General features: G+C 60.1%; 22 protein-coding genes, 1 pseudogene and 1 riboswitch. Of the genes and pseudogenes, 10 read left to right on the plus strand and 13 right to left on the minus strand.

Annotated elements, in window-relative coordinates; all coding sequences use genetic code 11:
• The first annotated feature begins 73 nt into the window (after positions 1-73).
• On the plus strand, positions 74-1,879 hold the full coding sequence (locus L901_RS20985) for a serine aminopeptidase domain-containing protein (protein WP_183044113.1): 1,806 nt from the start codon (positions 74-76) through the stop codon (positions 1,877-1,879).
• Between the two features lie 20 nt (positions 1,880-1,899).
• On the opposite strand, the gene L901_RS20990 is transcribed toward L901_RS20985, so the two are convergent.
• The 5 genes from L901_RS20990 to L901_RS21010 are packed head-to-tail and all read right to left on the minus strand — an operon-like array spanning position 1,900 to position 7,688.
• The gene (locus L901_RS20990; RefSeq protein ID WP_059759979.1) at positions 1,900-4,356 is read right to left on the minus strand and encodes a glycoside hydrolase family 2 protein; all 2,457 of its coding nucleotides are present in this window, start codon (positions 4,354-4,356) and stop codon (positions 1,900-1,902) included.
• Positions 4,353-5,336, minus strand: coding sequence for a DUF1839 family protein (locus L901_RS20995; protein WP_059759981.1), 984 nt, complete (start codon positions 5,334-5,336; stop codon positions 4,353-4,355). The genes L901_RS20990 and L901_RS20995 overlap by 4 nt, the downstream gene beginning before the upstream one ends.
• A gap of 6 nt (positions 5,337-5,342) precedes the next feature.
• Positions 5,343-6,251 (minus strand): amino acid--[acyl-carrier-protein] ligase, encoded by a 909-nt coding sequence (locus tag L901_RS21000; protein WP_003504856.1) that lies wholly within the window; start codon positions 6,249-6,251, stop codon positions 5,343-5,345.
• Between the two features lie 4 nt (positions 6,252-6,255).
• Positions 6,256-7,437: an acyl-CoA dehydrogenase family protein gene (locus tag L901_RS21005; RefSeq protein ID WP_059759982.1), complete on the minus strand. Its 1,182-nt coding sequence runs from the start codon at positions 7,435-7,437 to the stop codon at positions 6,256-6,258.
• A complete protein-coding gene (locus L901_RS21010) occupies positions 7,437-7,688 on the minus strand; it encodes an acyl carrier protein (RefSeq protein ID WP_003521307.1) in 252 nt (83 codons plus the stop codon). Before L901_RS21010 ends, L901_RS21005 begins: the two co-directional genes overlap by 1 nt.
• A gap of 182 nt (positions 7,689-7,870) precedes the next feature.
• A riboswitch (TPP riboswitch) is annotated at positions 7,871-7,982 on the plus strand.
• A 94-nt stretch (positions 7,983-8,076) separates the two neighbouring features.
• Between L901_RS21010 and thiC the strand changes: the two genes are divergently transcribed.
• The 6 genes and pseudogenes from thiC (at position 8,077) to L901_RS21040 (ending at position 13,341) form a co-directional block, all read left to right on the plus strand.
• On the plus strand, positions 8,077-9,900 hold the full coding sequence (gene thiC, locus L901_RS21015) for a phosphomethylpyrimidine synthase ThiC (protein WP_059759984.1): 1,824 nt from the start codon (positions 8,077-8,079) through the stop codon (positions 9,898-9,900).
• Positions 9,890-10,905: pseudogene (thiO, locus tag L901_RS21020) on the plus strand (glycine oxidase ThiO). Before thiC ends, thiO begins: the two are co-directional and overlap by 11 nt.
• The gene (gene thiS / locus L901_RS21025; protein ID WP_059759987.1) at positions 10,874-11,071 is read left to right on the plus strand and encodes a sulfur carrier protein ThiS; all 198 of its coding nucleotides are present in this window, start codon (positions 10,874-10,876) and stop codon (positions 11,069-11,071) included. The pseudogene thiO and the gene thiS overlap by 32 nt, the downstream one beginning before the upstream one ends.
• 4 nt (positions 11,072-11,075) lie before the next feature.
• Entirely contained in the window at positions 11,076-11,849 is a 774-nt protein-coding gene (locus L901_RS21030; RefSeq protein WP_059759989.1) for a thiazole synthase, read from the plus strand.
• Positions 11,850-11,937: 88 nt separating this feature from the next.
• A complete protein-coding gene (locus L901_RS21035) occupies positions 11,938-12,942 on the plus strand; it encodes a P1 family peptidase (RefSeq protein WP_059759991.1) in 1,005 nt (334 codons plus the stop codon).
• Between the two features lie 3 nt (positions 12,943-12,945).
• Positions 12,946-13,341: a winged helix-turn-helix domain-containing protein gene (locus tag L901_RS21040; RefSeq protein ID WP_059759993.1), complete on the plus strand. Its 396-nt coding sequence runs from the start codon at positions 12,946-12,948 to the stop codon at positions 13,339-13,341.
• Here L901_RS21040 and modC read toward each other — a convergent pair.
• The 4 genes from modC to L901_RS21060 all read right to left on the minus strand — a co-directional run bounded on the left by modC (position 13,310) and on the right by L901_RS21060 (position 17,487).
• The gene (modC, locus tag L901_RS21045) at positions 13,310-14,386 is read right to left on the minus strand and encodes a molybdenum ABC transporter ATP-binding protein (RefSeq protein WP_059759995.1); all 1,077 of its coding nucleotides are present in this window, start codon (positions 14,384-14,386) and stop codon (positions 13,310-13,312) included. The two genes, L901_RS21040 and modC, sit on opposite strands and share 32 nt — an antisense overlap.
• A complete protein-coding gene (gene modB / locus L901_RS21050; protein WP_059759997.1) occupies positions 14,383-15,090 on the minus strand; it encodes a molybdate ABC transporter permease subunit in 708 nt (235 codons plus the stop codon). The genes modC and modB overlap by 4 nt, the downstream gene beginning before the upstream one ends.
• A 53-nt stretch (positions 15,091-15,143) precedes the next feature.
• Complete coding sequence (gene modA / locus L901_RS21055) at positions 15,144-15,935, minus strand: molybdate ABC transporter substrate-binding protein (RefSeq protein ID WP_059759999.1); 792 nt, start codon at positions 15,933-15,935, stop codon at positions 15,144-15,146.
• A gap of 268 nt (positions 15,936-16,203) precedes the next feature.
• Positions 16,204-17,487, minus strand: coding sequence for an FAD-binding oxidoreductase (locus tag L901_RS21060; RefSeq protein ID WP_059760001.1), 1,284 nt, complete (start codon positions 17,485-17,487; stop codon positions 16,204-16,206).
• 130 nt (positions 17,488-17,617) lie between these two features.
• On the opposite strand from L901_RS21060, the gene L901_RS21065 reads away from it, so the two are divergent.
• Positions 17,618-18,544, plus strand: coding sequence for a LysR family transcriptional regulator (locus L901_RS21065; protein ID WP_059760003.1), 927 nt, complete (start codon positions 17,618-17,620; stop codon positions 18,542-18,544).
• A gap of 103 nt (positions 18,545-18,647) precedes the next feature.
• The gene (locus L901_RS21070) at positions 18,648-18,884 is read left to right on the plus strand and encodes an Lrp/AsnC ligand binding domain-containing protein (RefSeq protein ID WP_003521320.1); all 237 of its coding nucleotides are present in this window, start codon (positions 18,648-18,650) and stop codon (positions 18,882-18,884) included.
• 385 nt (positions 18,885-19,269) lie between these two features.
• Here the strand turns inward: L901_RS21070 and L901_RS21075 are convergent, their stop codons facing one another.
• From L901_RS21075 to epmA, 3 genes are all read right to left on the minus strand, one after another.
• A complete protein-coding gene (locus L901_RS21075) occupies positions 19,270-19,461 on the minus strand; it encodes a hypothetical protein (RefSeq protein ID WP_003492264.1) in 192 nt (63 codons plus the stop codon).
• A 378-nt stretch (positions 19,462-19,839) separates the two neighbouring features.
• Positions 19,840-20,904 carry a lysine-2,3-aminomutase-like protein gene (locus L901_RS21080; protein ID WP_059760005.1) on the minus strand — a complete coding sequence of 355 codons (1,065 nt, stop codon included), beginning with the start codon at positions 20,902-20,904 and terminating at the stop codon, positions 19,840-19,842.
• Positions 20,901-21,965 (minus strand): EF-P lysine aminoacylase EpmA, encoded by a 1,065-nt coding sequence (gene epmA, locus L901_RS21085; RefSeq protein ID WP_059760007.1) that lies wholly within the window; start codon positions 21,963-21,965, stop codon positions 20,901-20,903. The genes L901_RS21080 and epmA overlap by 4 nt, the downstream gene beginning before the upstream one ends.
• Before the next feature lie 251 nt (positions 21,966-22,216).
• On the opposite strand from epmA, the gene efp reads away from it, so the two are divergent.
• On the plus strand, positions 22,217-22,786 hold the full coding sequence (efp, locus tag L901_RS21090; protein ID WP_003504809.1) for an elongation factor P: 570 nt from the start codon (positions 22,217-22,219) through the stop codon (positions 22,784-22,786).
• Between the two features lie 111 nt (positions 22,787-22,897).
• Here efp and L901_RS21095 read toward each other — a convergent pair whose 3' ends face one another.
• Positions 22,898-24,343 carry an efflux transporter outer membrane subunit gene (locus L901_RS21095; RefSeq protein ID WP_059760009.1) on the minus strand — a complete coding sequence of 482 codons (1,446 nt, stop codon included), beginning with the start codon at positions 24,341-24,343 and terminating at the stop codon, positions 22,898-22,900.
• Between the last annotated feature and the right edge of the window lie 4 nt (positions 24,344-24,347).

The raw sequence follows: 24,347 nt of genomic DNA on the forward strand, positions 1-24,347 counted from the left end.
AGGCGGTAAGACGCTTCGATACAATGATCCCGTAATGGTTGAGCCAGACACTGGCGCAATGATGGCAAGGTCGATGGCGATAGATATTTCAGAGCGTACAGGCAGCGATCCGTTTCTTGATGCATTGTCGCTTTCCGGCATTGCCTCGAATGGGGCGGTTGCGCATCCGGTCTCTTTTGATGGGCTCACCGGGATTTTCCATCCGGCGCGCAAGGATGTCAGACAGCGCCATGCCGTTCTTTTCGTCAGCCCATGGGGCATGGAGGAGCTGTGCAGCCGCAAGTTTCAACGGGTACTGGCCGAGCGGCTGGCCGCTTGCGGTGTCGCCAGCCTGCGATTCGACTATCTGGGCGCGGGTGACGCCTTCGACCCTGATGATGCGGGCCGTGCAGCGGACTGGATTTCCGACGCGCGCGCGGCGCTCAACTGTCTGAAGCGTCTTTCCGGCTGCGCCGAAGTGGTCGTTGTCGCTCAGGGCCTCGGCTGCCTGATTGCTGCACAGGCGTTTGCCGATGTGGCTGAAGTGGGTTCCATGGCTCTTCTGGCGCCTGTCGTTTCCGGCCGCGCCTATCTGCGTGAGCTGGCGATGTGGTCCTCCATGATCGACGATGGTCTCGGTCTTCGGCCCGCGCAACGGATGACGGAGGCGGGATCGATTGCCGGCATGGCCATGCCTGCCGGTGTTGCGGATGCGATCAGGAAGGCCAATCTTTCAAATCTGACCGCTGCTCCGGCGCGCAGCATTCTGGCGCTTTCCCGGCCGGGCCGCGTAACCGATGCCGATTTCGCCAGGCATCTCATCGCGATCGGCGGTGCGGTGGAGGAGGCGGAGTTTTCAGGTTACGACGATCTCGTCTCCAGCCCTACGCTCTCGAAAATATCCGACGATGTGGTCAACCGGCTGGTCGATTGGGTGCTCTCCCAGACCCATGCCGAGAGTCAGGTGACTCCCCAGGAGGATTTCACAGTCAATGCCCCGCAGCGTGGGTGCGGTTTTGTCGAGCAGCCGGTGCAATTTGGAGAAGGCGGGCGGCTTTTCGGTATTTTTTGCGGGCCTGACGACCGGGAGGTGGTTTCTTCGGTTCTTCTGCTTGGCGCGGCCTATGACCGGCATGCGGGCTGGGGCAGGCTTTCCGTGCAGATGGCCCGTACATTGGCGCGCGAGGGGGTGGCATCGCTTCGCTTCGACGCGGCCAATATTGCCGACAGTCCTCCGGTCAAAAACGTGCCCGAGCAGGTTCTTTACGATGCCGCGCAGAATGACGACGTGGCTGCCGCACTCGATTTTCTCGGCAAGCGTGGGAAGGGGCCTTTCATTGCGGCGGGCCGGTGCAGCGGCGCTTATCTTGCCTTCAACGGTGCAATCGCCGATGAGCGGATCGACGCCGTGGTCGCGGTCAATCCGGTCGTCTTCCATTGGCGTAAAGGCCGCTCGGTAGATGAGGCCTTGCACAAACGCCCGCGTTCCTTCGGGGAATACAGCCAGCGCTTTCGACAGGGCGCGACATTCAAGCGTCTCATCAGCGGCGATGTCGATGTGGCAAGTGCGGGGCTGAATATCGTCAAGGCGACGATCAAGAGGCTTTCGACAAAAACGGCGAGGCTGTTCCGCAGGGGCAGCGAGGAAGGACGTGCCGTCTATGGTGCGTTCGACAAATTGAAGGCGAATGATACCGTCGTTCATCTGCTCTACAGCGACAACGACGATGGTCTGGAACATTTCCAATATTACTTCGATGCCAATGGCGAAGGACTGGCCGCCTATAAGAACGTGTCGCTGACCATTATTCCCGATGCCGATCACAATCTTTCAACGCCGGAAGCCAGACAAATCTATATCGACGCGGTGAAGCGGCTGGCTCTCGCGCATTTGCGGTAAAAATGCCTGGCTGTCGTGCTTTAGAAGGAAAATCGCCGGCTGGAACCCAGTGACACGACCTCTCCGGAAGGAGGAGCTTCCGTCGCCGGGGTTTCCGGCAGGAGGCTGATTTTTCTTGTTTCGCCGGGGCCGAGATGGAACCAGTTTTCCGAGGCGTGATAACCCTGCACCTCGACATGGACGGACTGCGCCAGCCGGTCCGTGCCGATTTCAAGAGACCAGTTGCCGCTCGTTTCACCGATCGCGACCTGAAGGTTCGCGGCGTGCAGCGCCTTTTTCCGGCCGAGAGGGAAATGGAATGCGTCGGCGATGACATGTCCCGTCGCAACGTCGCGAAGCCGGGCGACCGTCACATCATGGGATGGAGGGCCGAAACGATAGGCATAGGTCGTATCGAAAAAGGCGCCGAACAAATCTGTTGCGGCAATGGTCTGGCTCTGTCGCGGCGAAAGCGTGAGCGGTCGTTTGGCGTGGACGACGGGTTGCACACCTTCGCGCAGGCAGGTCAGCTCCAGCATGGCTTCGAGGCCGCCGCCGGTCTCGTTGACGAGGTGTATATCCAGCCCGTTCGTGCCCTCATCGGAAAAAGTAACCTGGATGGGGCGGAACGCCCTTTTCAACGCGTGCCAGACGGATTTGGGCCTGCCGGTCGCATCGATGACACCCCAGCCTGCGCCGGGAACGAGATCCTGCAGGGTCCAGACCAGAGCGCCCTGACAGGAGGAACCGCTGCGCCGCCATTCGGCGAAAGTCGCCTCCATGACCTCGGCCGTGGCAGCCCGGGACATGTCGAGATAAAGGCTGCCGTCTTCGCGACGCAGAACATCCGGTTCGACGTCGTAGAGCAGGTTCAGATAGTGGTCACGAACATCCTCGAAATCCCAGGATGCCCCGCGATCGCGCGGTGCGCGTGCCTTCCATCGCGGATCGTGCACGGCCACGCCAGGTAGATATCTGTCCAGCGTCTCCTGTTCGGGAATATTGGCGAAGGCGAGGCACTCGGCGGCGAAGCGCAGATCGGCGCGGCGCGCATCTTCCTGCGGGCGGCAATAGGCGCCCACGCCGTAATAATGGCCGACCCCGACGTTGGGAAAGAAGGGCAATGCACCGCCGGAGGGGGAATTGGCGACATAGGCTGTGTCCGGGCGTTTCTCGGCAAGGAGTTCCGGCAGAACCTCCTCGGTAAGCGTTCCCTTCCATATCTGTTCCGGCAGACCGAGCATCGCGCCCTGCTGGTACATTTCACTGCCGCCGCAGAAGACGGTGAGCGATGGAGAAAGCGCGGTGGCTTCGAGGAACTGCGAGATTTCCGTGACGATATGCTGGCGCAGGCTCTCGTCCTTTGCCGGGTAATCGAAATTGGCGAGCATGGCGTCCTGCCAGACCATGATGCCGAGTTCGTCGCAAAGCGCGAAAAATTCCGGCGTCTCATAAGCCATGGTGCCGCCGATGCGGATCATGTTCATGCCGGCTTCCGCGGCTTTTCTAAGCCATGGCTCGTAGTCCGCCCCCGTTCCCGGCAGGCGCACAATATCGGCCGTCGTCCAGACCGCGCCGCGGCAGAAGACCGGCTGACCGTTCACCTTGAGGCCGAAACCATTACCGTCTTCGCCATGATCGATCTCGACCCGCCGGAAGCCGGTACGCCCCAGCCTATGTTGTTCGCCGTCCAGTTCCAAAAGCGTGTCGTGCAGCGCAGGCCTGCCATGGGTATGCGGCCACCATGGTTCGACTTCGGGTATGTGGAGCTCGCCGGAAAACTTGCCGTTCTCATCCCTGGAAAGATCGGCGCTATAACCCGCGCAGCCAAGCCGTGCCGATTTTATGGGCCGCTTGGTTTCCAGCGAGATGGCGAGTGTTCCCGTTCCTGCCTCGTCCAGCGAAGATCGGAGTGTGCAAAGCACCGCTTCCTTTCTAATCAGACTGATGGGCCGCCACGGACCGGCGGCGTGGATTTCCGGGCACCATCCGGGCATGTAACCGAGTGCGGTGGTACGGATCAGCCGCAACCCCTGCGTATTCATCATCTGCGGCCGCCAGCGGGCGCGGGGACCGGTTTTTTCAAGTCTTGGCGCAAGCGCCCGAAAGCAGATGCAAAGCTCGTCCGCGCCCGTGAGTTCAACAGGCACTTCCAGCCTTTCGAACATGCTCTGGCTCGCGGCGATGAGCTCGCCGTTGAAGAAGATTTCGGCAATGGTGGAGAGACCGTCGAAGCGCAAGGTGGCGCGTTCGCGCGTATCGGAAATCATCGTCAGCCGATACCAGGCGTCCCTGTCATTGAGAGGCGCCGGGTCAAGGCGGTCGAATTTTCCAGCCGCTTCCAGAGCCTGCGCCACGGTGCCGGGAACGGAGACGTGAAGGCTTTCGAGCGATGCGGGAATATCGGATGGCGTCTCACAGGCATCGGCGGGCGTCAGCGTCAGCGTCCAGCCTTCGCTCAGCAATTCCTCGCTTTCGCCGGGAAGATAAGTCCTCACGCGGCCTCGCTGGCATCAGTGAGTTTAGTCGCAAGCGCTTCCATCACGCCATCCCACGCATCCGCTGCTGGATCGAGCACGGTGGCCAGCGCATCAAATTTGCGGCGGGTGACGGCGCGGGCAAGTTGGAACTGCACGGTCTTGGCAACCTCGGAAATCTTGAGCGCGTGGTTTCTTGCTTCAGAAAAACCGTCCGCGTCCAGCCATTCGAAGTGGCTTGCCGCCAGTTCGAAATTGGCGCCCAGCTGGCGCAGCGTGTTGAAGGCATATTTGTGGAAAAAGCCGAAGGGTCGGTCGGCGACCTTTTCCACCTGCGCCGGAAAAACGCCGGCAAAAGCACGGACCGGGTTGGCGGAGGGCCGTCTGGAAAAATGAAACTTCAGGAGCCGTTCGGCCGTCTTGCGAATATGTGCGGGCGAGGGGCTACTATCCGCGAATTTCGCAAATTCGGTATAGGGCAGGAAAGGCGGGTCGGTCTCGGCCAGATGATGCTGGAACAGGCCGTCAAAATCTTCGCCTGCAAGGTGGAAGAAGCCGGCATTGTGGAAATAGTCGAGTTCACGCTTCGCGAGATCGAGCCGGTTGATGGCGATGGTGGTCTTGCCATGTTCCTTCCGGTAGCCCACCCCATGGGTATCAGGCATATAGAAGCTGTCCATCTCGATCAGGCAGATGCGGCCGCGTGCGAGCTGCGCCTCTATGTGGCTTTCCACGCTGTCGAAGATCGCAAGTTCGGTGGCGCGAACGCCATAAAGCGCCTCGAGGTCTTCCAGCGGCACCTTGAAGAAGGTGAACTGGTCGCCTTCGAAATCCTGCGTGAGCGTGAAACCGAACATGGCTTCCGGCGGCAGACCTTTCGAGGCCAGCACCTCGATCCACAAATCGATGTAGCAATTGGTTTCCGGCCACATTCTCTCGGAGGAATGGAGCGGATGCTGCACATAGTTTTTGGGATCGAGACCGGGAAAAATCTGCCGCATGAATGATCAGCCCCAGAGCGTTTCCACGACCTTCGCAGGCCATTTCTTCACATCGAGACCATGATGCGCAAACAGCGCCAGCGCGATGCGCTCAAGGCCGAAACCGACGCAGGCGGTATGGGCGACATCGCCATTGTCGAGGTTGAGGCCCCATTTCTGGCCGAAGGCATCCTGATGGTAGTTGAAGCTCATGCAGGCCGTCGGGCTGGTCGTGGATGTGACCGGGATCAAGAGTTCGAATTTCAGGTTCTGGTCGCGCTGGTTGTTGGCCAGCATCTTGCCGGCGCGGCCGAAGAAGGGATCGTTGGCGACATCGATGGTGACGTCGAGCCCGACCGCTTTCATCATCTCCACGCCGCGATCCATCCAGGTCTGGCGGAATTCGGTGACGTCGGACTCGGTGCCCATGCAAACATATTCGCGCATGCGGAAAAGCTGCTGGCGGGCCGGGTCCTTGGAAGGTTCATGACGGAAGCAATAGGACTGGATGTCATAGAGACCGCCGCCGGCAGGTAGCGCGCCGCGCTTGGCAATCGTCGGATAAAGCGGGTAGCAGGCCGCCGGTGTCAGCACGATGTCTGTCGCTTTCTGGTCTTTGGTCCAGTCGCCGCCCTCATCCATGGTTTTCAGCAGGCTGACATGGTCGAGCTCACAGCCGCAGAAGGAATGGACCGTGCCGGCGAGCTGCGGGAAGCTCTTCATATAACCGCTCTTTTCGAAATAGGCGCGGTTGATGCCGGGCGGAAAGCGGATCGCTTCGGCGCCGTCAGCGCCGCCCGTGCGGTCGATCAGCCGCTCGAAGGCGGCAATGACATCCTCGAACTGGCCGCTGCGTCCATAAAGACCGTCCACACCGGTTTCAATCAGCAGGCCTTCTTCGAACAGTCGATCGAGAAACGAGGTTTGCATGTCCATGGTCTTATCCCAAGAGGCTGGTGTCCTGCTTGTGAACCAGCAGGAGATTGGCGGAATTGCCGAGAATGCGGTCGTTGGAAATCATCAGACGGGCGGAGTGCGCGTCGCGCAGGTGCCGGCCGAGGCTGTAGGGCGTGCCGTTCTTGTAACCCATGATGCCGCAGACCAGCATGGCATGATCGATGATCTCGAGAATGGTTTCCGAAGAGCAGATTTTCACATTGTTCATGGCGACGGCAAAAGCCATGGACATCAGTTTTTCGGGGTCGCTCTTAGTGTCCTCGTAAGCCTTGATACCGGCGATGATGTTGGATTTCACGACCTGCAGCTTGGTGGAGACCTCGGCAAGGCGGATCGCGCCGGGAGGAGCGGTGCCGGGCGATTTGCGCGCCGCGGCTCTGACGAAAGACTGGGCGCGCAGCACGGCATCCGAGGCGATGCCGTACCAGACGGCGCTCCACAGGAGATGCGAGCTTGCAAGCATGGATTGTGCGGCGATTTCCGCAAAAGGCTTCGGGAATATCTGCGCCGCCGGCGCTTCGCCGCGGAACAGGAAGCCGTCCGAACAGGTGCCGCGCATGCCGAGCGTATCCCACACATGGGTCTTTTCGAGCGTGTACTGGTTTTTCAGAAAGACCGTCATCACCTGATCGGCGGGCGCGGCATCCTTGTGGGCACGCGAGGTGATGAGGATCGCATCGGCATTGCTGCCATAGGAAATGACGGTGGCGTCTTTTTCCAGCCGGCAGAAATCGCCTTCGACCTCGATTGCACAGATGGAGTTGCGCAGATTGCCGCCAATGCCGCCTTCGGTGGTGGCGGAGCCAAGGAGAAGCTGTTCGCTGGCGATGCGGCTCATGAAGCCGGCATGCCATGCGCTCGTCTCGCCGTGTTCCACCAGGCTGGATGCCTTGATATGGTGCATGGCGAAAATCATCGCGGTTGCCGAACAGGCCTGACCGAGCCGGGCGCAGATATCGGCGATTTCCTGTAGGGAAGCGCTTTCGCCGCCCAGCGAAGAGGGGACCTGGATGCCGAGCAGGCGTTCCTGTCGCAAGGCGTCGACGGCTTCCTGTGGGAAGCGGCCGGTGACATCCACCTCATCCGCGTGTTTGGCGGCAATTGCCGCGACACGGCCTGCGCGCGCGGACAGCGTTTCATCCTGCGGCGCTACGGTGACGTTCATCAGGCTGCCTCTTTACCATCCAGAATGAGCTTAACGGTGTCTTCAATGGCCCTGATGCTCGCAAATGACTTGCGGTTCAGCAGATTGTCGGGGAATTCGATATCGAATGCTTCTTCGATGCCGAGCATCAATTGCACGGATGCAAAGGAAGAAAGGCCCGCCGCGTAAAGATCGGCTTCATCTGCAATCGTATCGACGGGGGTTGGAAGCTGGCCGAATTTTGCCAGTATTTCACGTATAGTCGCATTCATTCCGACGTATCTCCCATGAATTTCACATCAGGATGGTTTGTGCTTATGGTTACGTTGCAAACGATAATATTCGCCTAAACCGTTAGGTTAATTACAACTAACGGCAGCATGCGCCATTCCCGCACCTTTGCCAAGCATGGATCGCCGGTCTTGACAAAAGCCTGAGGGTGTTTTTTGCTGGGGCCATTCACCAGGGGTGTCCCGTCAAGGGGCTGAGATTCTGCTTTCATGCGCAGTGACCCGTTGAACCTGATCCAGTTCATACTGGCGTAGGGACGGTGCAAAGACCTGATGTCGGGCGGCGCATGGCGCCGCGTTTCGGCACACAGGTATTTTCCATCATTCCGGCTCGAACTGGGTCTCCACTGTCAAACTTTGGAGCCTCAAGATGAATATCGCTGCCAAGACTATACCGCTTACGGTCACCACCGGACCGCATGCCGCCTCCACGAAAATCCATAAGCCCGGAATTTTGCATCCGAATATCCGCGTGCCGATGCGCGAGATCGCGGTGCACCCGACGGCGGGCGAGCCGCCGGTGACGGTCTATGATTCCTCCGGCCCTTATACCGATCATGCTCATACAGTCCTGATCGAAAAGGGTCTGCCGCGTCTGCGTCATGACTGGATCGTCGCGCGCGGTGATGTCGAGGCTTACGAGGGACGGCACGTCAAACCGGAAGATAATGGTTTTGCCACCGGTGAGCGCCTGACGCCTGAATTTGGTGTACGTCATCAGCCGCTGAAAGCGACGGCGGGCAAGGCGGTGACGCAACTTGCCTATGCGCGGGCGGGCATTATCACGCCCGAAATGGAATTCATCGCCATTCGCGAAAATCTCGGGCGCGAGGCAGCGAAGGAGAAGCTCGCGCGTGACGGTGAGAGTTTCGGCGCGCATATTCCTGATTATGTCACGGCGGAATTTGTGCGTCAGGAAGTGGCGTCGGGCCGCGCCATCATTCCAGCCAATATCAACCACCCTGAACTTGAGCCGATGATCATCGGCCGTAATTTTCTGGTGAAGATCAACGCCAATATCGGCAATTCCGCCGTCACCTCCTCAATGGCGGAAGAGGTTGAGAAGATGGTCTGGGCTATCCGCTGGGGTGCGGATACCGTCATGGACCTTTCGACCGGCCGCAACATCCACAATATCCGCGAATGGATCATCCGTAATTCGCCGGTGCCGATCGGCACCGTGCCGCTTTATCAGGCGCTGGAGAAGGTGAACGGCATCGCCGAAGACCTCAATTGGGAGGTGTTCCGCGATACGCTGATCGAGCAGGCGGAGCAGGGCGTGGATTATTTCACCATCCATGCCGGCGTGCGGCTGCATTACATACCCCTCACCGTCAACCGCGTCACCGGCATCGTCTCACGCGGCGGCTCGATCATGGCCAAGTGGTGTCTGCATCACCACAAGGAAAGTTTCCTCTATGAGCATTTCGACGAGATTTGCGACATCTGCCGTGCTTACGACGTCTCCTTCTCGCTGGGCGATGGCCTGCGTCCCGGCTCGATCGCTGACGCGAATGATGCGGCGCAGTTTGCGGAGCTGGAAACGCTGGGTGAGTTGACGCAGATCGCCTGGGCGAAGGATTGCCAGGTGATGATCGAAGGCCCCGGCCATGTGCCGATGCACAAGATCAAGGAGAATATGGACAAGCAGTTGAAGACCTGCGGTGAGGCGCCCTTCTATACGCTCGGGCCGCTCACCACCGATATTGCGCCGGGTTACGACCATATCACCTCCGGCATCGGTGCGGCGATGATCGGCTGGTTCGGCACAGCGATGCTCTGCTACGTCACGCCGAAGGAACATCTCGGCCTGCCGGATCGCAACGACGTGAAGGTCGGCGTCATCACCTACAAGATCGCCGCCCACGCCGCCGATCTCGCCAAGGGCCATCCGGCGGCACAGGTGCGGGACGATGCGCTGTCGCGCGCGCGGTTCGAGTTCCGTTGGGAGGATCAGTTCAACCTGTCGCTGGACCCGGATACGGCGCGCTCCTTCCATGACGAGACCTTGCCGAAGGAAGCGCACAAGGTCGCGCATTTCTGCTCCATGTGCGGGCCGAAATTCTGCTCGATGCGGATTTCCCACGATATCCGCGCCGAGGCGCAGAAGGAGGGACTGGAGGCGATGGCCGCACGCTTCAAGGAAGGCGGTGAGCTTTACATGCCGCTCGCGACACCTGCAGATGCCGAATAGCGTGCGCGTTCTGGTCAAGGGAACGGGGGTCGCCGGTTTGACGGCGGCCTTCGAACTGGCGCGAAACGGCGTTACCGTCGATATTTGCGAGCGCAATGCCGAACCCTCTCGCGGCGCATCCTGGTATGCGGGCGGCATGCTGGCGCCCTGGTGCGAGCGTGAAAGCGCTGAAGCGGCGGTTCTGACGCTCGGTCAGGCGGCGCTCGACTGGTGGGATGAAGCGACACCCGGCCTTGTCGTGCGGCACGGTACGCTGGTTGTCGCGCCGGCCCGCGACAAGGCGGAGCTTTCGCGTTTCGCATCGCGGACCGCTGGCTATCGCGGGTGGATGAGGGCGAAATCGCCACGCTGGAGCCAGATCTTGCCGGACGGTTTCGATCCGGGCTTTATTTTCCGGGCGAGGGGCATCTCGATCCGCGTCTTGCACTGAAATCGCTGCATGAACGGCTTTGCACCATGGGTGTGCAGTTCCATATGGGTATCCCGCTGGATGAAGAGCCGTTCGACCGGGTGGTGGATTGCACTGGTTCTGCGGCGATCGGCGGGATTTCCGATCTTCGCGGTGTGCGGGGAGAGATGCTCTATCTCGCCACGCGGGAGGTTTCCCTGTCTCGCCCCGTCCGGCTGCTGCATCCGCGCATTCCGCTTTACATCGTGCCGCGCGAGCCCGGCCGTTTCATGGTGGGCGCGACGATGATCGAGACGGAAGATGCGGGCGCCATTTCCGCCCGCTCGATGATGGAGTTCCTGAATGCCGCCTATGCCGTGCATCCGGCTTTCGCGGAAGCGGAAATCATCGAGACAGGTACGGGCGTGCGCCCCGCCTATCCCGACAATCTGCCGAAGGTCACGCAGGATGGCGGGACAATTTTCATCAACGGCGCGCACCGGCACGGCTTTCTGCTGTCGCCGGCGATGGCGCGGCAGGCGGCTGAAATCGTCTGCCAAACTCTCTCTCAAAAGGAACGGGATCATGAAACTTATGGTGAATGGCGACGAGCTTGATCTCGCCGCCGAGACGCTGGCCGGCCTGCTCGCCAGCCTCGAATATGAGGGTGAGTGGCTGGCGACGGCGGTAAACGGCGATCTGGTGCATTCGGAAGAGCGCGCCGATTATAAGCTGAAGGCTTTCGACCGTATCGAAATCCTCTCGCCGATGCAGGGAGGCTGAAACCATGCTGATGCTTTATGGTCGCGAGGTCTCGTCCCGTCTCCTGCTCGGCACGGCGCGCTATCCGTCCCCTGCCGTGCTTGCCGATGCCGTGCGGGCGAGCAACACGGATGTTCTGACGATTTCACTGCGCCGGGAAACGGCGGCTGGCAAAAAGGGCGGTCAGTTTTTCGAGCTTATCCGTGAGCTGGATCGCCAGATTCTGCCCAATACCGCCGGTTGCCACACGGTCAAGGAAGCGGTGCTGACGGCAAAGATGGCCCGCGATGTGTTCCGCACTAACTGGATCAAGCTGGAGGTCATCGGTCATCACGACACGCTGCAGCCCGATGTCTTCGCACTTGTCGAGGCGGCGAAAATCCTCTGCGACGATGGTTTCGAGGTCTTTCCCTATACGACTGACGATCTGGTCGTCGCCGAGAAGCTGCTGGAGGCAGGCTGCAAGGTGCTGATGCCCTGGTGCGCGCCAATCGGCAGCGCCATGGGGCCGCTCAATCTGACGGCACTGAAATCCATGCGGGCGCGTTTCCCGGATGTGCCGCTGATTGTCGATGCCGGTATCGGCCGCCCGTCGCATGCGGTCACGGTGATGGAACTCGGTTACGATGCCGTTCTGCTCAACACGGCGGTGGCGGGTGCGGGAGACCCGGTCGGCATGGCGGAGGCTTTCGCCCGGGCGATAGAAGCCGGCCATCAGGCGTATCTCTCCGGGCCGCTGGAGCCGAGGGACATGGCCGTTCCCTCGACGCCGGTGATCGGAACGGCTGTTTTTTCCTGATCGCGGCTTGTCGTCGACATCAGGCACGTCACGTTTTGCGTTGACAGTGCCTGATGGTGGCGGGATACCGGGAGAAAAGGGAAACGGCATGGCGGCACTCACCAATCTTCTGACGGATATCGGCGGCGTTTCGGTCGGCAATGTCACCGATCTTGCCCTCGGCTCCGGTGTTACGGCGATTGTTTTCGAAAAGCCCGCCATCGCTTCCGGTTCTGTTTTGGGTGGTGCGCCGGGCGGGCGCGATACCGGCCTGCTCGACCCGACGATGACGGTGGAAACGGTGGATGCCTTCGTGCTGTCAGGCGGTTCTGCCTTCGGACTGGATGCGGCGGGCGGCGTTCAGGCCGGGCTGCGCGAAATCGGACGCGGCCTGCAGGTGGGCTCCACCCGCGTTCCCATCGTGCCGCAGGCGATCCTGATGGATCTGCTAAATGGCGGCGACAAGGACTGGGGACTGCATTCGCCCTATCGCGAGATGGGATATGCGGCCTTCAAGGCGGCGCGCGCGGCGCCCTTCGCGCTTGGAACGGTCGGTGCGGGCACCGGGGCGACAACGGCCACCTTCAAGGGCGGGCTCGGTTCGGCAAGTGCTGTCAGTTCCGGCGGTTATAAAGTGGCGGCCATCGTTGCCGTCAATGCGCTCGGCTCGGCAACCGTTGGAACGAGCCGCCATTTCTGGTCCGCGCCGTTTGAAGTGCAGGGTGAATACGGCGATTGCGGTTTTCCCGATCGTTTCGAGCCGGATCATACCGCGCTGCGCCTCAAGGGGGTCAATCTCACGGCAACGACCATCGGTGCGGTGGTGACGGATGCCGCGCTGACCAAGGCGCAGGCGCATCGCCTTTCCATCATGGCGCATGACGGGCTGGCGCGCGCCGTTCTGCCCGCCCATCTGCCAAGCGACGGCGACACCATGTTCGCGGCCTCGACCGGTGAAAGGCCGCTTGAGGGCGGCGTTCATTTCGCCGAGCTCTGCCATCTGGCGACCATCGTGATGGCGCGCGCGGTCGCACGTGGGGTCTATGAGGCGACGGCCTTGCCGGTGCATGGAGCGCAAAAAGCCTATCGCGATTTTCATGGACGGAGCCTTTGAACGATGAGTGAGGCCCTCCCGCCACTGAAGCCTGTTCTTCGAATCGACTTTCCGCCCGAAGAACGTCTCGGCCATGGCAAGATTGAATTGATGGAGCTGATTGCCGAGACCGGCTCCATCTCCGCCGCTGGGCGGGCGATGGACATGTCCTATCGCCGCGCATGGCTGCTGGTGGATGCGCTGAACCATATGTTTAGGCAACCGGTTATCGAATCGCAGCGTGGCGGCAAACAGGGCGGCGGTGCGGCGCTGACCGCTTTCGGCACTGAGGTGCTGGAGCGTTATCGGGGCATGGAAAAACGGATGAACGAGGCCTTGCGCGCGGATATCGACTGGCTGGAGGCCAACCGCAATCCCGATGCGGCTCTCAATAGGGATCGAGAGCCGCCGACTTTATGATCGCGTGCACCGGTTTTCCGGGCTCCAGCTGCAGCCTCTCGCGTGACAGATCGGTGATGCGCGACTGGATGATGTCGCCGCCGCAATCTACATGAACCGTGACCATGCCGTCTTCGCTGGCAGAAACAGTCGTGATATAGCCCGCGAGAATGTTGAGCGCGCTTAAGCCTTCGGGTTCTACGGTTGCCAGCATCACGTCGCGCGCCGGTATGAGCACCCGTGCGGGGCTGCCGGCCGTTCCCCTTTTTGCCGGAACATGCAGCAGCATGGTCTTCAGCCTCACGGCGGCAAGGCCATGCCGCTCGTCAAAGCTTTCAATGTGCCCGGAAAGAATGCTGCCTGCTTCGCGTCGTTCGAGATGCGTGCTGAAGTCCGGTCTGGAAAGCACGTCGGCCGCTTTTCCCTGCGCCTCCACCTTGCCGTCCTTCATCACCACGATGCGGTCGGCGAGGCGGGCGACCTCCTGAATAGAATGGCTGACATAGACGATCGGAATTTTTGTCTCGTCGCGCAGTCGTTCGAGATAGGGAATGATTTCGGCTTTTCGCTCCTCGTCGAGCGAGGCGAGGGGCTCGTCCATCAGCAGTAGCCTGGGTGATGAGAGGAGCGCGCGGCCAATCGCGACACGCTGTTTTTCGCCGCCGGAAAGCTTGTCCGGCCGGCGCTGCAGGAGATGGCCGATGCCGAGCATGTCGACGATGCGGTCTTCATTCGCGTTCCCGGTTTTGTTCACGGCGAACCAGCGGCCGTAATGCAGGTTCTGCGCCACGCTGAGATGTGGGAAGAGCCGCGCTTCCTGAAAAACATAACCGAAACGGCGTTTATGAGCCGGCAGGAACAGCCGTGTTCCGCTATCGGCCAGCACTTCGCCATCGAGCAAAACCTGTCCCTCATCCGGCCGCAGCAGGCCTGCTATGATGCGGATCATCGAAGTTTTGCCGGAGCCGGAGCGCCCGAACAGCGCGGTGACGCCGCCTTCGGAGGCGAATGACGCATCGAGTTCGAAAGAACCGAGGCGATGGCGGGTGGCGACCGAAAGCGTCATTCCATGCTCACCCGTCTGCCGACGATGCGGGCCAGAAACTCCGAGACGAGCAAAGCGAGCATGGAAATCACGACGGAGACAATGGTTAGCCGCAACGCACCGGCATCGCCGCCCGGAACCTGGGTGAAGGTATAGATGGCGGCGGACAAAGTCTGGGTCTCGCCGGGAATATTGGACACGAAGGTGATGGTCGCGCCGAACTCGCCCATGGCCTTGGCGAAAGCCAGGATCATGCCGGCGATGATGCCGGGCAGGGTCAAGGGCAGGGTGACGGTGAGGAACACCCAGAACGGGCTTGCCCCCAATGTTCCCGCCGCCTCTTCCAGCTTGCGGTCCACCGCTTCTATGGAGAGGCGGATGGAGCGCACCATCAGCGGAAAGGCCATGACGGCGCAGGCGAGCGCCGCCCCTGTCCAGCGGAAGGAAAAGACGATGCCGAACCAGCTATCGAGAAATTGCCCGATCGCGCCCCTGCGGCCGAACAGGACGAGCAGCAGAAAGCCGGTGACGACGGGCGGCAGGATGAGCGGCAGATGGACGATGCCATTGAGGAGAGACTTGCCCCAGAAGCGACCGCGCGCCAGCGCCACGGCGACCAGAATGCCGAAAGGCAGGCTGGCAAGCATGGCGATGGACGACACCCACAGGCTGAGCCTGATCGCCGTCCATTCTTCAGGGCTGAGTGTCCACCAATGCAATGCCATATCCTGCAATCGTCATCTCTCGCGGCCCATCGGTTGGGGCCACGAAAGGCAGTTTATTTCAAAACGGTAAAGCCTTGCTTTTCGAAGAAGGGCGTTGCCTTGGCCGATTTCAGGAAATCCAGATAGGCTTTTGCTGCCGGGGACTTGGCTTCCGAAAGAATGGCGACCGGGTAGATGATCGGCGGATGGCTGTCTTCCGGGAAGGTGCCGACGATCTTCACGCCCGGGTCGGCGGCGGCGTCGGTCTGGTAGACGATGCCATAGGGTGCTTCGCCGCGCGAGACGAGCAGCAGGGCGGCACGCACGCTTTCCGCGCCGGCGACCTTCTGTTCGACCGAGGACCAGACGCCGAGTTTTTCCAGAGCGGCCTTGCCGTATTTGCCCGCCGGCACGGAATCGACCGCACCCATGGCCAGACGGCCATCGCCCACCAGAGCGGCAAGATCGAAGCCCTGCTTGATCTCGACCGGCTTTGCCTTGTCTGCGGGAGCGACGAGAACGATGCGGTTGCCGAGAAGATTGGAGCGGCTGTCAGCGTTGATCAGCTTCTTTTCGGCGACATAGTCCATCCATGCAAGGTCGGCGGAAACGAAGATATCCGCCGGTGCGCCCTGCTCGATCTGCTTGGCCAGCGCCGAGCTTGCTGCATAAGAAACGGTTGCTTCGTTACCGCTTTCCTTTGCCCATTCGGCGTTGAGAGCATCGAGCGCGTTTTTCATGCTTGCGGCGGCAAACACCGTGACTTTTTCGGCGGCATAGGCCGGAACGGCCGCAAAGGAGGCCGCCATCCAGAAGGATGTGGCTGCGGCAATGGTCTTGAAGAAGCTGCGACGCAAAAGTCTCATGGTCTGTTACCCCCGGTTCGAGATATTCTAATGAATATATCGATAGGCCTATAGGGCAATCATTATATTTTCAAGGATATATCGATGGAATGGGGAAAAGAGGCTGCCGGGGTGTCTGTTTAGAGGGGTGGTTAAGCTCGAAAAGCTCTCCTCGTCATGCTCGGGCTTGTCTCGCGCATCTGCAACGTCTCAATTTTATTGAATGTGATTAGATCCTTGGGGCAAGCCCAAGGATGACGTCGTTCCCTTGAAGCGGCTCCGTGTCCGATCAAAAACGCTCGCCGGCGAAATGGGCGATCTGTGCGCCTGCCTCGTAATAGGCTTCCTTCACCGCCCGGAAAGTCTGCGCTTTCGGTTCCGTCAAAGGCAGCGGCAATTCGGCTTCAGCAATTTCACCGAGAATATGCTGCGCAATGACCTTGCCAAAGGCCGTGCCCGGCGCGATGCCGCGGCCGTTATAACCTGAAAAGCCGACGACATTTTCAGCGAATTTGTGAAACCGTGGAACGGCATTGTCCGTCATGCCGATCTGACCGTACCATTCACATTCGAATTCCGTATCGCCGAGTTGCGGGAAAAGCCGCTTCAGCGAGCGCTTCGCCCAGGCACGATGAATGGCGGCGCCGGTGCCGCGCAGGGCGCCGACGCTGCCGAAGACCAGTCGGCCGGCTTTGTCCATGCGGAAGGATGAGAGAATCTCCTTCGTATCCCAGCAGCCTTCACGGCTGGGCAGGATGCTCTTTTGCAGATTGTCGCCGAGCGGTCTCGTCGCGAAATTGAAATAGGGCAGGTAGACCTGTTCATCGCGAACGATCTGCCATGGGCCGGTGCTATAGGCTTCGGTGGCCACGACGATCCAGTTGGCGGTTACAGACCCTTGCGGCGTCTTCACCACCCATTTTCCGTTGCTGCGTTCGGTCGCTACCACGGGGCTTTCGGTATGCAGACGCACGCCTGCTTTCTGGGCGGCTGCGGCAAGGCCTCGAACATAGGCGAGCGGCTGTATCGTACCGGCGCGTGTATCCAGAAGCGCACCGGAATAGCCCGTACTGCCGGTGCGTCTCGCTGTCTCCTCGGCATCGAGGATGCGGACGGGTGCGCCTCTCTCTGCCCATTGTTCGCAGCGCTCACGGATTTCGGCGAGCCCTTTTTCTCCGACGGCGCAATGGAGCGTGCCGTTTTTTTCGATCTCGCAGGGAATTGCGTGTTTTTCCACCAGTTCGCGCACGAGAAGCGGGGCATTGCCCAGAAGATCGAGAAGTCGCTCGCCGTAAACCTCGCCGAGCACGCCGGGCAGTTCTTTCGGCATGACCCACATGCCGCCATTGATGAGGCCGACATTCCGGCCTGCGCCGCCGAAGCCGATTTCCCTTGCTTCGAGAAGAACGACATCCACACCGCGTTCGGCAAGATGAAGGGCGGCGGACTGGCCGGTGAAGCCACCTCCGACGACGACGACATCAGCGGCCGCTGCGCCCTGCAAGGCGGGCGTTACGGGCGGCTGCGGCGCGGTCTTTTCCCAGAGGCCGTGCGAGCGAGGGTCATTATACATCGTTCCACCATGTTCCGGGCCAGTTCATTTGTTCTTCGTATGAGTGGCAAGCCCTTGTTTATAAGACTTTACAAGCGGTCTTTCCTGTTGAATATCGACATATCGTCAAGAGTTCATTCCGTGAGGGAATATGGTCCTGCCGCCACGCCGTTTTCTGCCATCGCTTTCGCTGCTGGCGGCTTTCGAAGCCGCTTCCCGGACGGGCAGCGTCACCGCTGCGGCGAGGGAACTGGGGCTGACGCAGGGCGCGGTCAGCCGTCAAATCCTGGCGCTCGAAGAGCAGCTCGGCGTGGCGCTGTTCCTGCGCGAGCGGCAGACGATCCGGCTGACGAGGGCGGGGGAGGGCTATGCGCGGGAAATCCGCGAGGCCTTGCGGCGCATATCGACGGCCTCGCTCAACCTGCGTGCCAATCCGGATGGCGGCACGCTCAACCTCGGGGTTCTGCCGAGCTTCGGCACGCGCTGGCTTGTGCCGCGCCTTCCCGATTTCATCGCCAGACACCCCGGCGTTTCGGTCAATCTTCTGACGCGGTCATCGTTGTTCGATTTCCGCACCGATACAGTCGATGCGGCGATCCATTTCGGATTGCCGCATTGGCCGGGCACCGAGCTGGTTTTCCTGATGCATGAAAAGGTCATTCCGGTATGCAGCCCCGCCTTCAAGGCGCGACACGGACTTTCAAGGCCGGACGATCTGCTGCATGTCCCGTTGCTGCACATGACGACCCGACCGGATGCCTGGGAACAATGGTTTCGCAGCCACAACGTTGGTTTCGACAATGTGCATGGCATGCTTTTCGATCAGTTCACGACGATTGCCGAGGCCGCGAGCGCAGGGGTCGGGGCGTCGCTCATTCCTTCTTTCATGATCGAGGAGGAGTTGCGAAGCGGTCGTCTGGTCGCGGCTGTTGCGGGGGAAGTGGAGAGCGAGGAAGCCTATTATCTCGCCTGCATGCCGGATCGCGCCGGTTATGCGCCGCTCGAGAGTTTCCGGCACTGGATCGTTGCCGAGGCTGCAAGCGGGGCGAACGGCAGGACCAGGGAGTTTTCGGCGTAAACCGGTGAGCGGTCTTGCAAGACGGACGCTGCTCAGCCAATAGTGCGCCATGACGCGTGGCGCGAGCAGCCATGCACCGAAAGTTCAAATACGGGAGATGTCCGTGAAGCCCATTTTCGTTCAGCTTCAATGTGAGCCCGGCAAGACCTATGATGTCGCCGACGCCATCTATAAAACGGAACTGGTTTCCGAGCTTTATTCCACCAGCGGTGAATATGATCTGCTGCTGAAAATCTATCTGCCGCAGGAAGAAGATATCGGCAAGTTCATCAACCAGAACATCGTCAATATTCCGGGAATCGTGCGTTCGCTGACGACGCTGACCTTTACTGCATTCTGACCCGCAATTCGAACCTTCGATTACGCGCTCGGCCCTCATTCCTGTGCTTGTCACAGGAATCCAGTCGACGCGCGTCTGCGCGGAGGGAGAGGCCTTTCAGCCCAAGGACTTGGTCTGGCTAGATTCCTGTGACGAGCACAGGAATGAGGGAAGAGTTGGGTGCGTCAGGAAGACCGCGTACGTGGCGTTCGGCCCTAATCCTGATTTTCAGGCGCTTTTTTAGCTTAGTGCATCAGAGCTTTTGATACACCCTGAATGGCTGGTGCCAGGCGGGTAGATGGCTTGTCAACCGAGAAAAAGCGCGCCATCGGGCCGCTGTTCGGGGTCCGATATTTGGCGCGCTCTGGTTTTGACGGTTCTGTGAGCGGGCGAAAGTTTTCCCGCATCAGGCGACCGCGGCCAGATTCCGGTTGCGCACGAGATCGCGGATCGCAATCCGCACGTCGTCGGCGCTGTCGAACTTCTGTTCGTCCAGGTCGTGAACGTGGAACTTCACCGCGATGAACTTCAACCGGTCATTATCCGGGATGACGATGCCGACGGGCTCGCCAGCGAATTCAATAACTTGCTTCTGCATAGATATACTCCCGCTGTGGCTACTTCGCACAGCATGTTGTCGAACTGATTTTCAGGAAATTGAGACCGTTAAGTCACATTCGACAGCAGCGGGAACACGTGGATTTAAATCCAGCGTTCCAGGACTCAAAACCAAGGATTGCGTTGATGTTGATATGTTTTGACATGACACACTCCCTGTATTGGTGTTGGCCCGGAATCAGGAGACTCGTTCTCCAGTTCCACACTGATAATCCAGACCAGCACTAAAATCAATGCTGATTGTTATAGGTAGAATATTTTTCTTTATGATGACAGGAGAGGGGCGGAAATGTGAAATTTTTGTTTTCGTTGGCCGCCGCCGCGAAAAGCCCGCTGTAGCAGGCTTTTTATGTATTTTTTAATCGCCGCCAGTGGCTGGCGGTGGGTAAATATGATCGCTTCCGTTGAAGTCGGAGACGGAATAACAGCCATCGCGGGTTTTTTCGGCCGCATTTCTGCCAATTGCCGCTTTGCCGTGGCCGCCGGGAATGTCGAGAACATAGGTCGGCTGGCAAAGGCCGGAGACATGCCCCCGCAAAGCGGAAACGATTCGCTGCCCCTCTTCTATCGTCAGCCGGAAGTGGCTCGTGCCAGGCGCAAGATCGGGATGATGCAGGTAATAAGGCTTGATACGGGCCTCGACAAAGGCGCGCATCAACTCGGCAAGAACCGCCGGGTCGTCATTGACGCCTTTCAAAAGGACCGTCTGGCTGACCATGGCGATGCCGGCGTCGATCAGGCGCGCCGAAGCCTGTCTTGCGGCTTCGCTGAGTTCCCGGGAATGATTCGCATGCAGGGCCACATAGGTGGTTTTGCCGCTGGCCTTCAGCGCATCGATCAGCGCCGCGTCGATACGGTCGGGATCGACCACCGGCACGCGGGTGTGGAAGCGGACGATCTTGACATGCGGTATGTCTTTCAGGCGCGTCATCAGGTCGGACAAGCGCCGCGGGGAAAGCACCAGCGGATCGCCACCGGTCAGGATGACCTCCCAGATGGCGGGATTGGCCTTTATATAGCCGAATGCGGCGTCAAGTTCCGCCGGGCTCATCATGCCGTTGCCCTGCGGCCCGACCATCTCCCGGCGGAAACAGAAGCGACAATAAACGGGGCAGACATGCACTGCCTTCAAAAGCACCCGATCGGGATAACGGTGGACGATGCCGTGGACGGGGCTGTGCGCGTCGTCGCCAATCGGATCGTCCCGTTCTTCAGGAAGGTGAACGAGTTCGGCCGGATCAGGAACGAATTGCCGGGCGATGGGATCCTGCGGGTCGCGGCTGTCGATCAGCCCGGCAATCGATGGCGTGATGGCGAGCGCGTAATGTTGCGTCACCGTGCGCAGTGTCTCGAGCGTTTCGGCTTCGATAAGCCCCGCTTCGAGAAGTGCTTCGGCTGTCTTGATGGTCTCAAGCCCTGTCATCGTCCATATTCCGCGACTGGGGCCCACATGACGAGATCGATACGGGGCGCGCCGGTTGCCAGCATCACCAGCCGGTCGAAACCGAGCGCTATGCCGCTTGCCGGTGGCATGATTGCCAGCGCGGCCAGAAAATCCTCGTCCAGCGGATAGGTTTCGCCGTAAACCCGCTGCTTCTCGGTCATTTCCATTTCGAAACGCCGCCTCTGCTCGGTGGCGTCCGTCAATTCGCCGAAGGCATTGGCGAGTTCAACGCCGCAGGCATATAGCTCGAAACGCTCCGCCACCCGCGCATCCTTGGGTGACTTGCGGGCAAGGGCCGCCTCACAGGTCGGATATTCATCGAGAATGGTCGCCCTGCCGAAACCCAGTTCCGGCTCCACCCGCTCCACGATGACGCGGCTGAACATATCCGCCCAGGTATCGTCATCGGCCACGCGGATGCCGGCATCGGTGAGGTTCGCCGCAAGATGGCGAGCGTCGGTTTCGCCGTTTCGGCTGACGGTGGCCAGCAGGTCGACGCCCGCATATCGCTCGAAGGCTTCGGCGACACTTACCCGTTCCGGCTCGAGGAAGGGATCAACGTTGCGGCCGCGATAGGTGAAATTCTTCGTCTTTGTGGTTTCGGCTGCCAGCGCCAGAAGATTGGCGCTGTCCCTCATCAGGCTCTCATAGGTTTCGTCGACCCGGTACCATTCCAGCATGGTGAATTCCGGATGATGCAGGGGGCCTCGTTCCCGGTTTCTGTAAACATGGGCAAAACAGGTGATGCGTTTTTCGCCGGCGGCGAGCAGCTTCTTGCAGGCGAATTCAGGCGAGGTGTGGAGATAAAGCGGCACGGCGTCGCCGGCCGGCGTCAGGCCCTGTGTGGCGAAAGCATGCAGATGCGCTTCGTTGCCGGGGGAAATCTGCAATGCAGCAGTGTCGACCTCAAGAAAATCGGCGCTGGCGAAATAGCCGCGAAAAGCCGACTGGATCGCATTGCGCCCAATGAGAAATGCGCGGCGGTCGGCGTGGACGTCCGGCGTCCACCATGGCGACATTGTTTCGTTGCTTGCGCGCATTCTCTGTTCGTTTCCGTCTTCTCTGCGGCGCCCAATTGCGGATAAACGGCCCGCAAAACGCCTTATCGCGTCATTTAAAGCTATTCCGGGCGGAAAACCGCTAGGCACTCTTCCGCGAATTGCTGTAGAAGGCTGGCAATTCGTGCGGATTTAAGGTAGTTGCGCCCCAGAAAAAAGACAAAACGTCTGCCGGGGCCGGTGCTGCCGCGCAGTCCTTTACGACGCATTTCATCGAGTTACAAGGAAGTCATATGGTCAAGGTTATCGCCTCATCCGTCCGCAAGGGCAATGTTCTCGACGTGGACGGCAAGCTTTACGTCGTTCTTACCGCGCAGAACTTTCACCCCGGCAAGGGCACGCCGGTCACGCAGGTGGACATGCGTCGCATCGTTGACGGCGTGAAGGTCTCCGAGCGCTGGCGCACCACCGAGCAGGTCGAGCGCGCTTTCGTTGAAGACCTGAACTTCCAGTTCCTTTATGAAGATGGCGAAGGTTTCCACTTCATGAACCCGGAAAACTACGATCAGGTTGTGGTCGACGCCGAAACCATGGGCGATCAGAAGGCCTATCTGCAGGAAGGCATGACCTGCATTCTTTCCATTCATGAAGGCAATCCGCTGGCCGTCGAACTGCCGCGCCACGTCACGCTGGAAATCACCGAAACCGAACCGGTCGTTAAGGGCCAGACGGCTTCTTCTTCCTACAAGCCGGCCATTCTTTCCAACGGCATCCGCACCATGGTGCCGCCGCATATCGATGCCGGTATCCGCGTGGTCATCGCGACGGAAGACAATTCCTACGTCGAGCGCGCCAAGAACTGAGCCCGACGGCCGGTTAGACAAAAGCACCGGGAGACCGGTGCTTTTTTGTGTCACGAATAATAAAAAAGCCCGCGTCGAGACGCGGGCTTTTTCTTTGCCTTGCGGCGTATTTTACATGGCCTTTGCCGCGGTCCGGGTCGGGCCGGGCGCCTTCTTCGGAGCCGTGGTCTGGCCAACGGCGTAACCGCCGCCGAGCGCCACGTTCAGCGAGACATAATCCTGCGCGGTCTGCTGAACAGCCTGTGCAAGGCTTGCCTGCGCAGTGGAAACCTGGCGCTGCGCATCGAGAACGTCGAGCAGCGAGGAGGCGCCGTCGCGGTAGCTGGCCGTCGAAAGCTGCAACGCTTCCTGATAGGACGCCACGGTCTTGCGCAATGCATCGGCCGTGCGCTGATCGCGGGTGACGGCGGCCAGAGCATTTTCGACTTCTTCCACAGCGGTCAGCACCGTCTGCTTCCAGACGAGATATTCTTCACGGGCCTGGGAATTCGCCAGATCGATATTGGCGCGGATGCTGCCGCCATCGAGAATCGGCAGAACGAGGCTCGGACCGAAGGACCAGCTATTGGCGGTTCCCCTGCCGCCGCCGCTCAGGAAATTGTAGCTTGGCGTGATCGAGCCGCCGAGCTCGATGCTGGGATAAAGCTGCGCTTCCGCGACACCGATTGAGGCAACTGCGGCGGCGAGGTTGCGTTCGGCGACACGAATGTCCGGACGGTTGCGGATGAGATCGGCCGGAATGCCGGTGCGCGGAATGCTGCGGGCAACCGGCTGGCGTGCGCCCTTCTGCAATTCGGAAATCAGAGATGAGGCCGGCAGGCCGAGAAGCGTGGCGATGCGATGCGCCGCCTTGCGGAAGTTGGTTTCGAGGCCCGGAATGTCTGACAGCGTCGAGTTGACCAGGCCTTCGGACTGGACGACATCGAGACGGGAGGCCGCGCCCGCTTCAAGCTGCAGCTTGGTCAGGTCCAGCGTTTCGCGGCGGGAAGCCAGGTTCTGACGGGCAATCGCCAGGCGCTCCTGATAATAACGAACATCGATATAGGCTGCGGCGACCGAGGAAATCAGCGTCAGGCGCTGAACATCGACGGTGGAGTAAGCGGCATCGAGCGATGCATTGGCGCTTTCCGTGGCGCGGCGATAGCGGCCGAAGAGGTCAAGCAGCCAGGAGACGCTGAGACTGCCTGAGGACACGTTGGTGACGGGAACATCACGGTAGCTGCCCTTGGTCTCGCTGGTCGTGTGGCTGCCGTTTGCCGTCAGGCTCGGCAGACCGCCCGCGCCGGCCGAGATAACCTGGGCTTCCGCCTGATTGATGCGCTCGATCGCCTGCATCACGGTCAGGTTCTGGCTGAGGCCAGTGGAAACGTAACCATTGAGGCGGCTATCGTTAAAGGCTGTCCACCACGCAACGCTGCTGATGTCGCCATTACTGGTTTTTCCGGCTTCCGCAAACTTTCCCGGCAATTGGATTTCCGGCGTCTTGTGGTCGGGCCCGACAACACAGCCTGAGAGCAGCAGCATTGTCAGGGGAAGAGTAGCGCGAATAGACAGCATGTAA

The organism is Agrobacterium sp. D14 (genome assembly GCF_001526505.1).
Classification (GTDB): domain Bacteria; phylum Pseudomonadota; class Alphaproteobacteria; order Rhizobiales; family Rhizobiaceae; genus Agrobacterium; species Agrobacterium leguminum.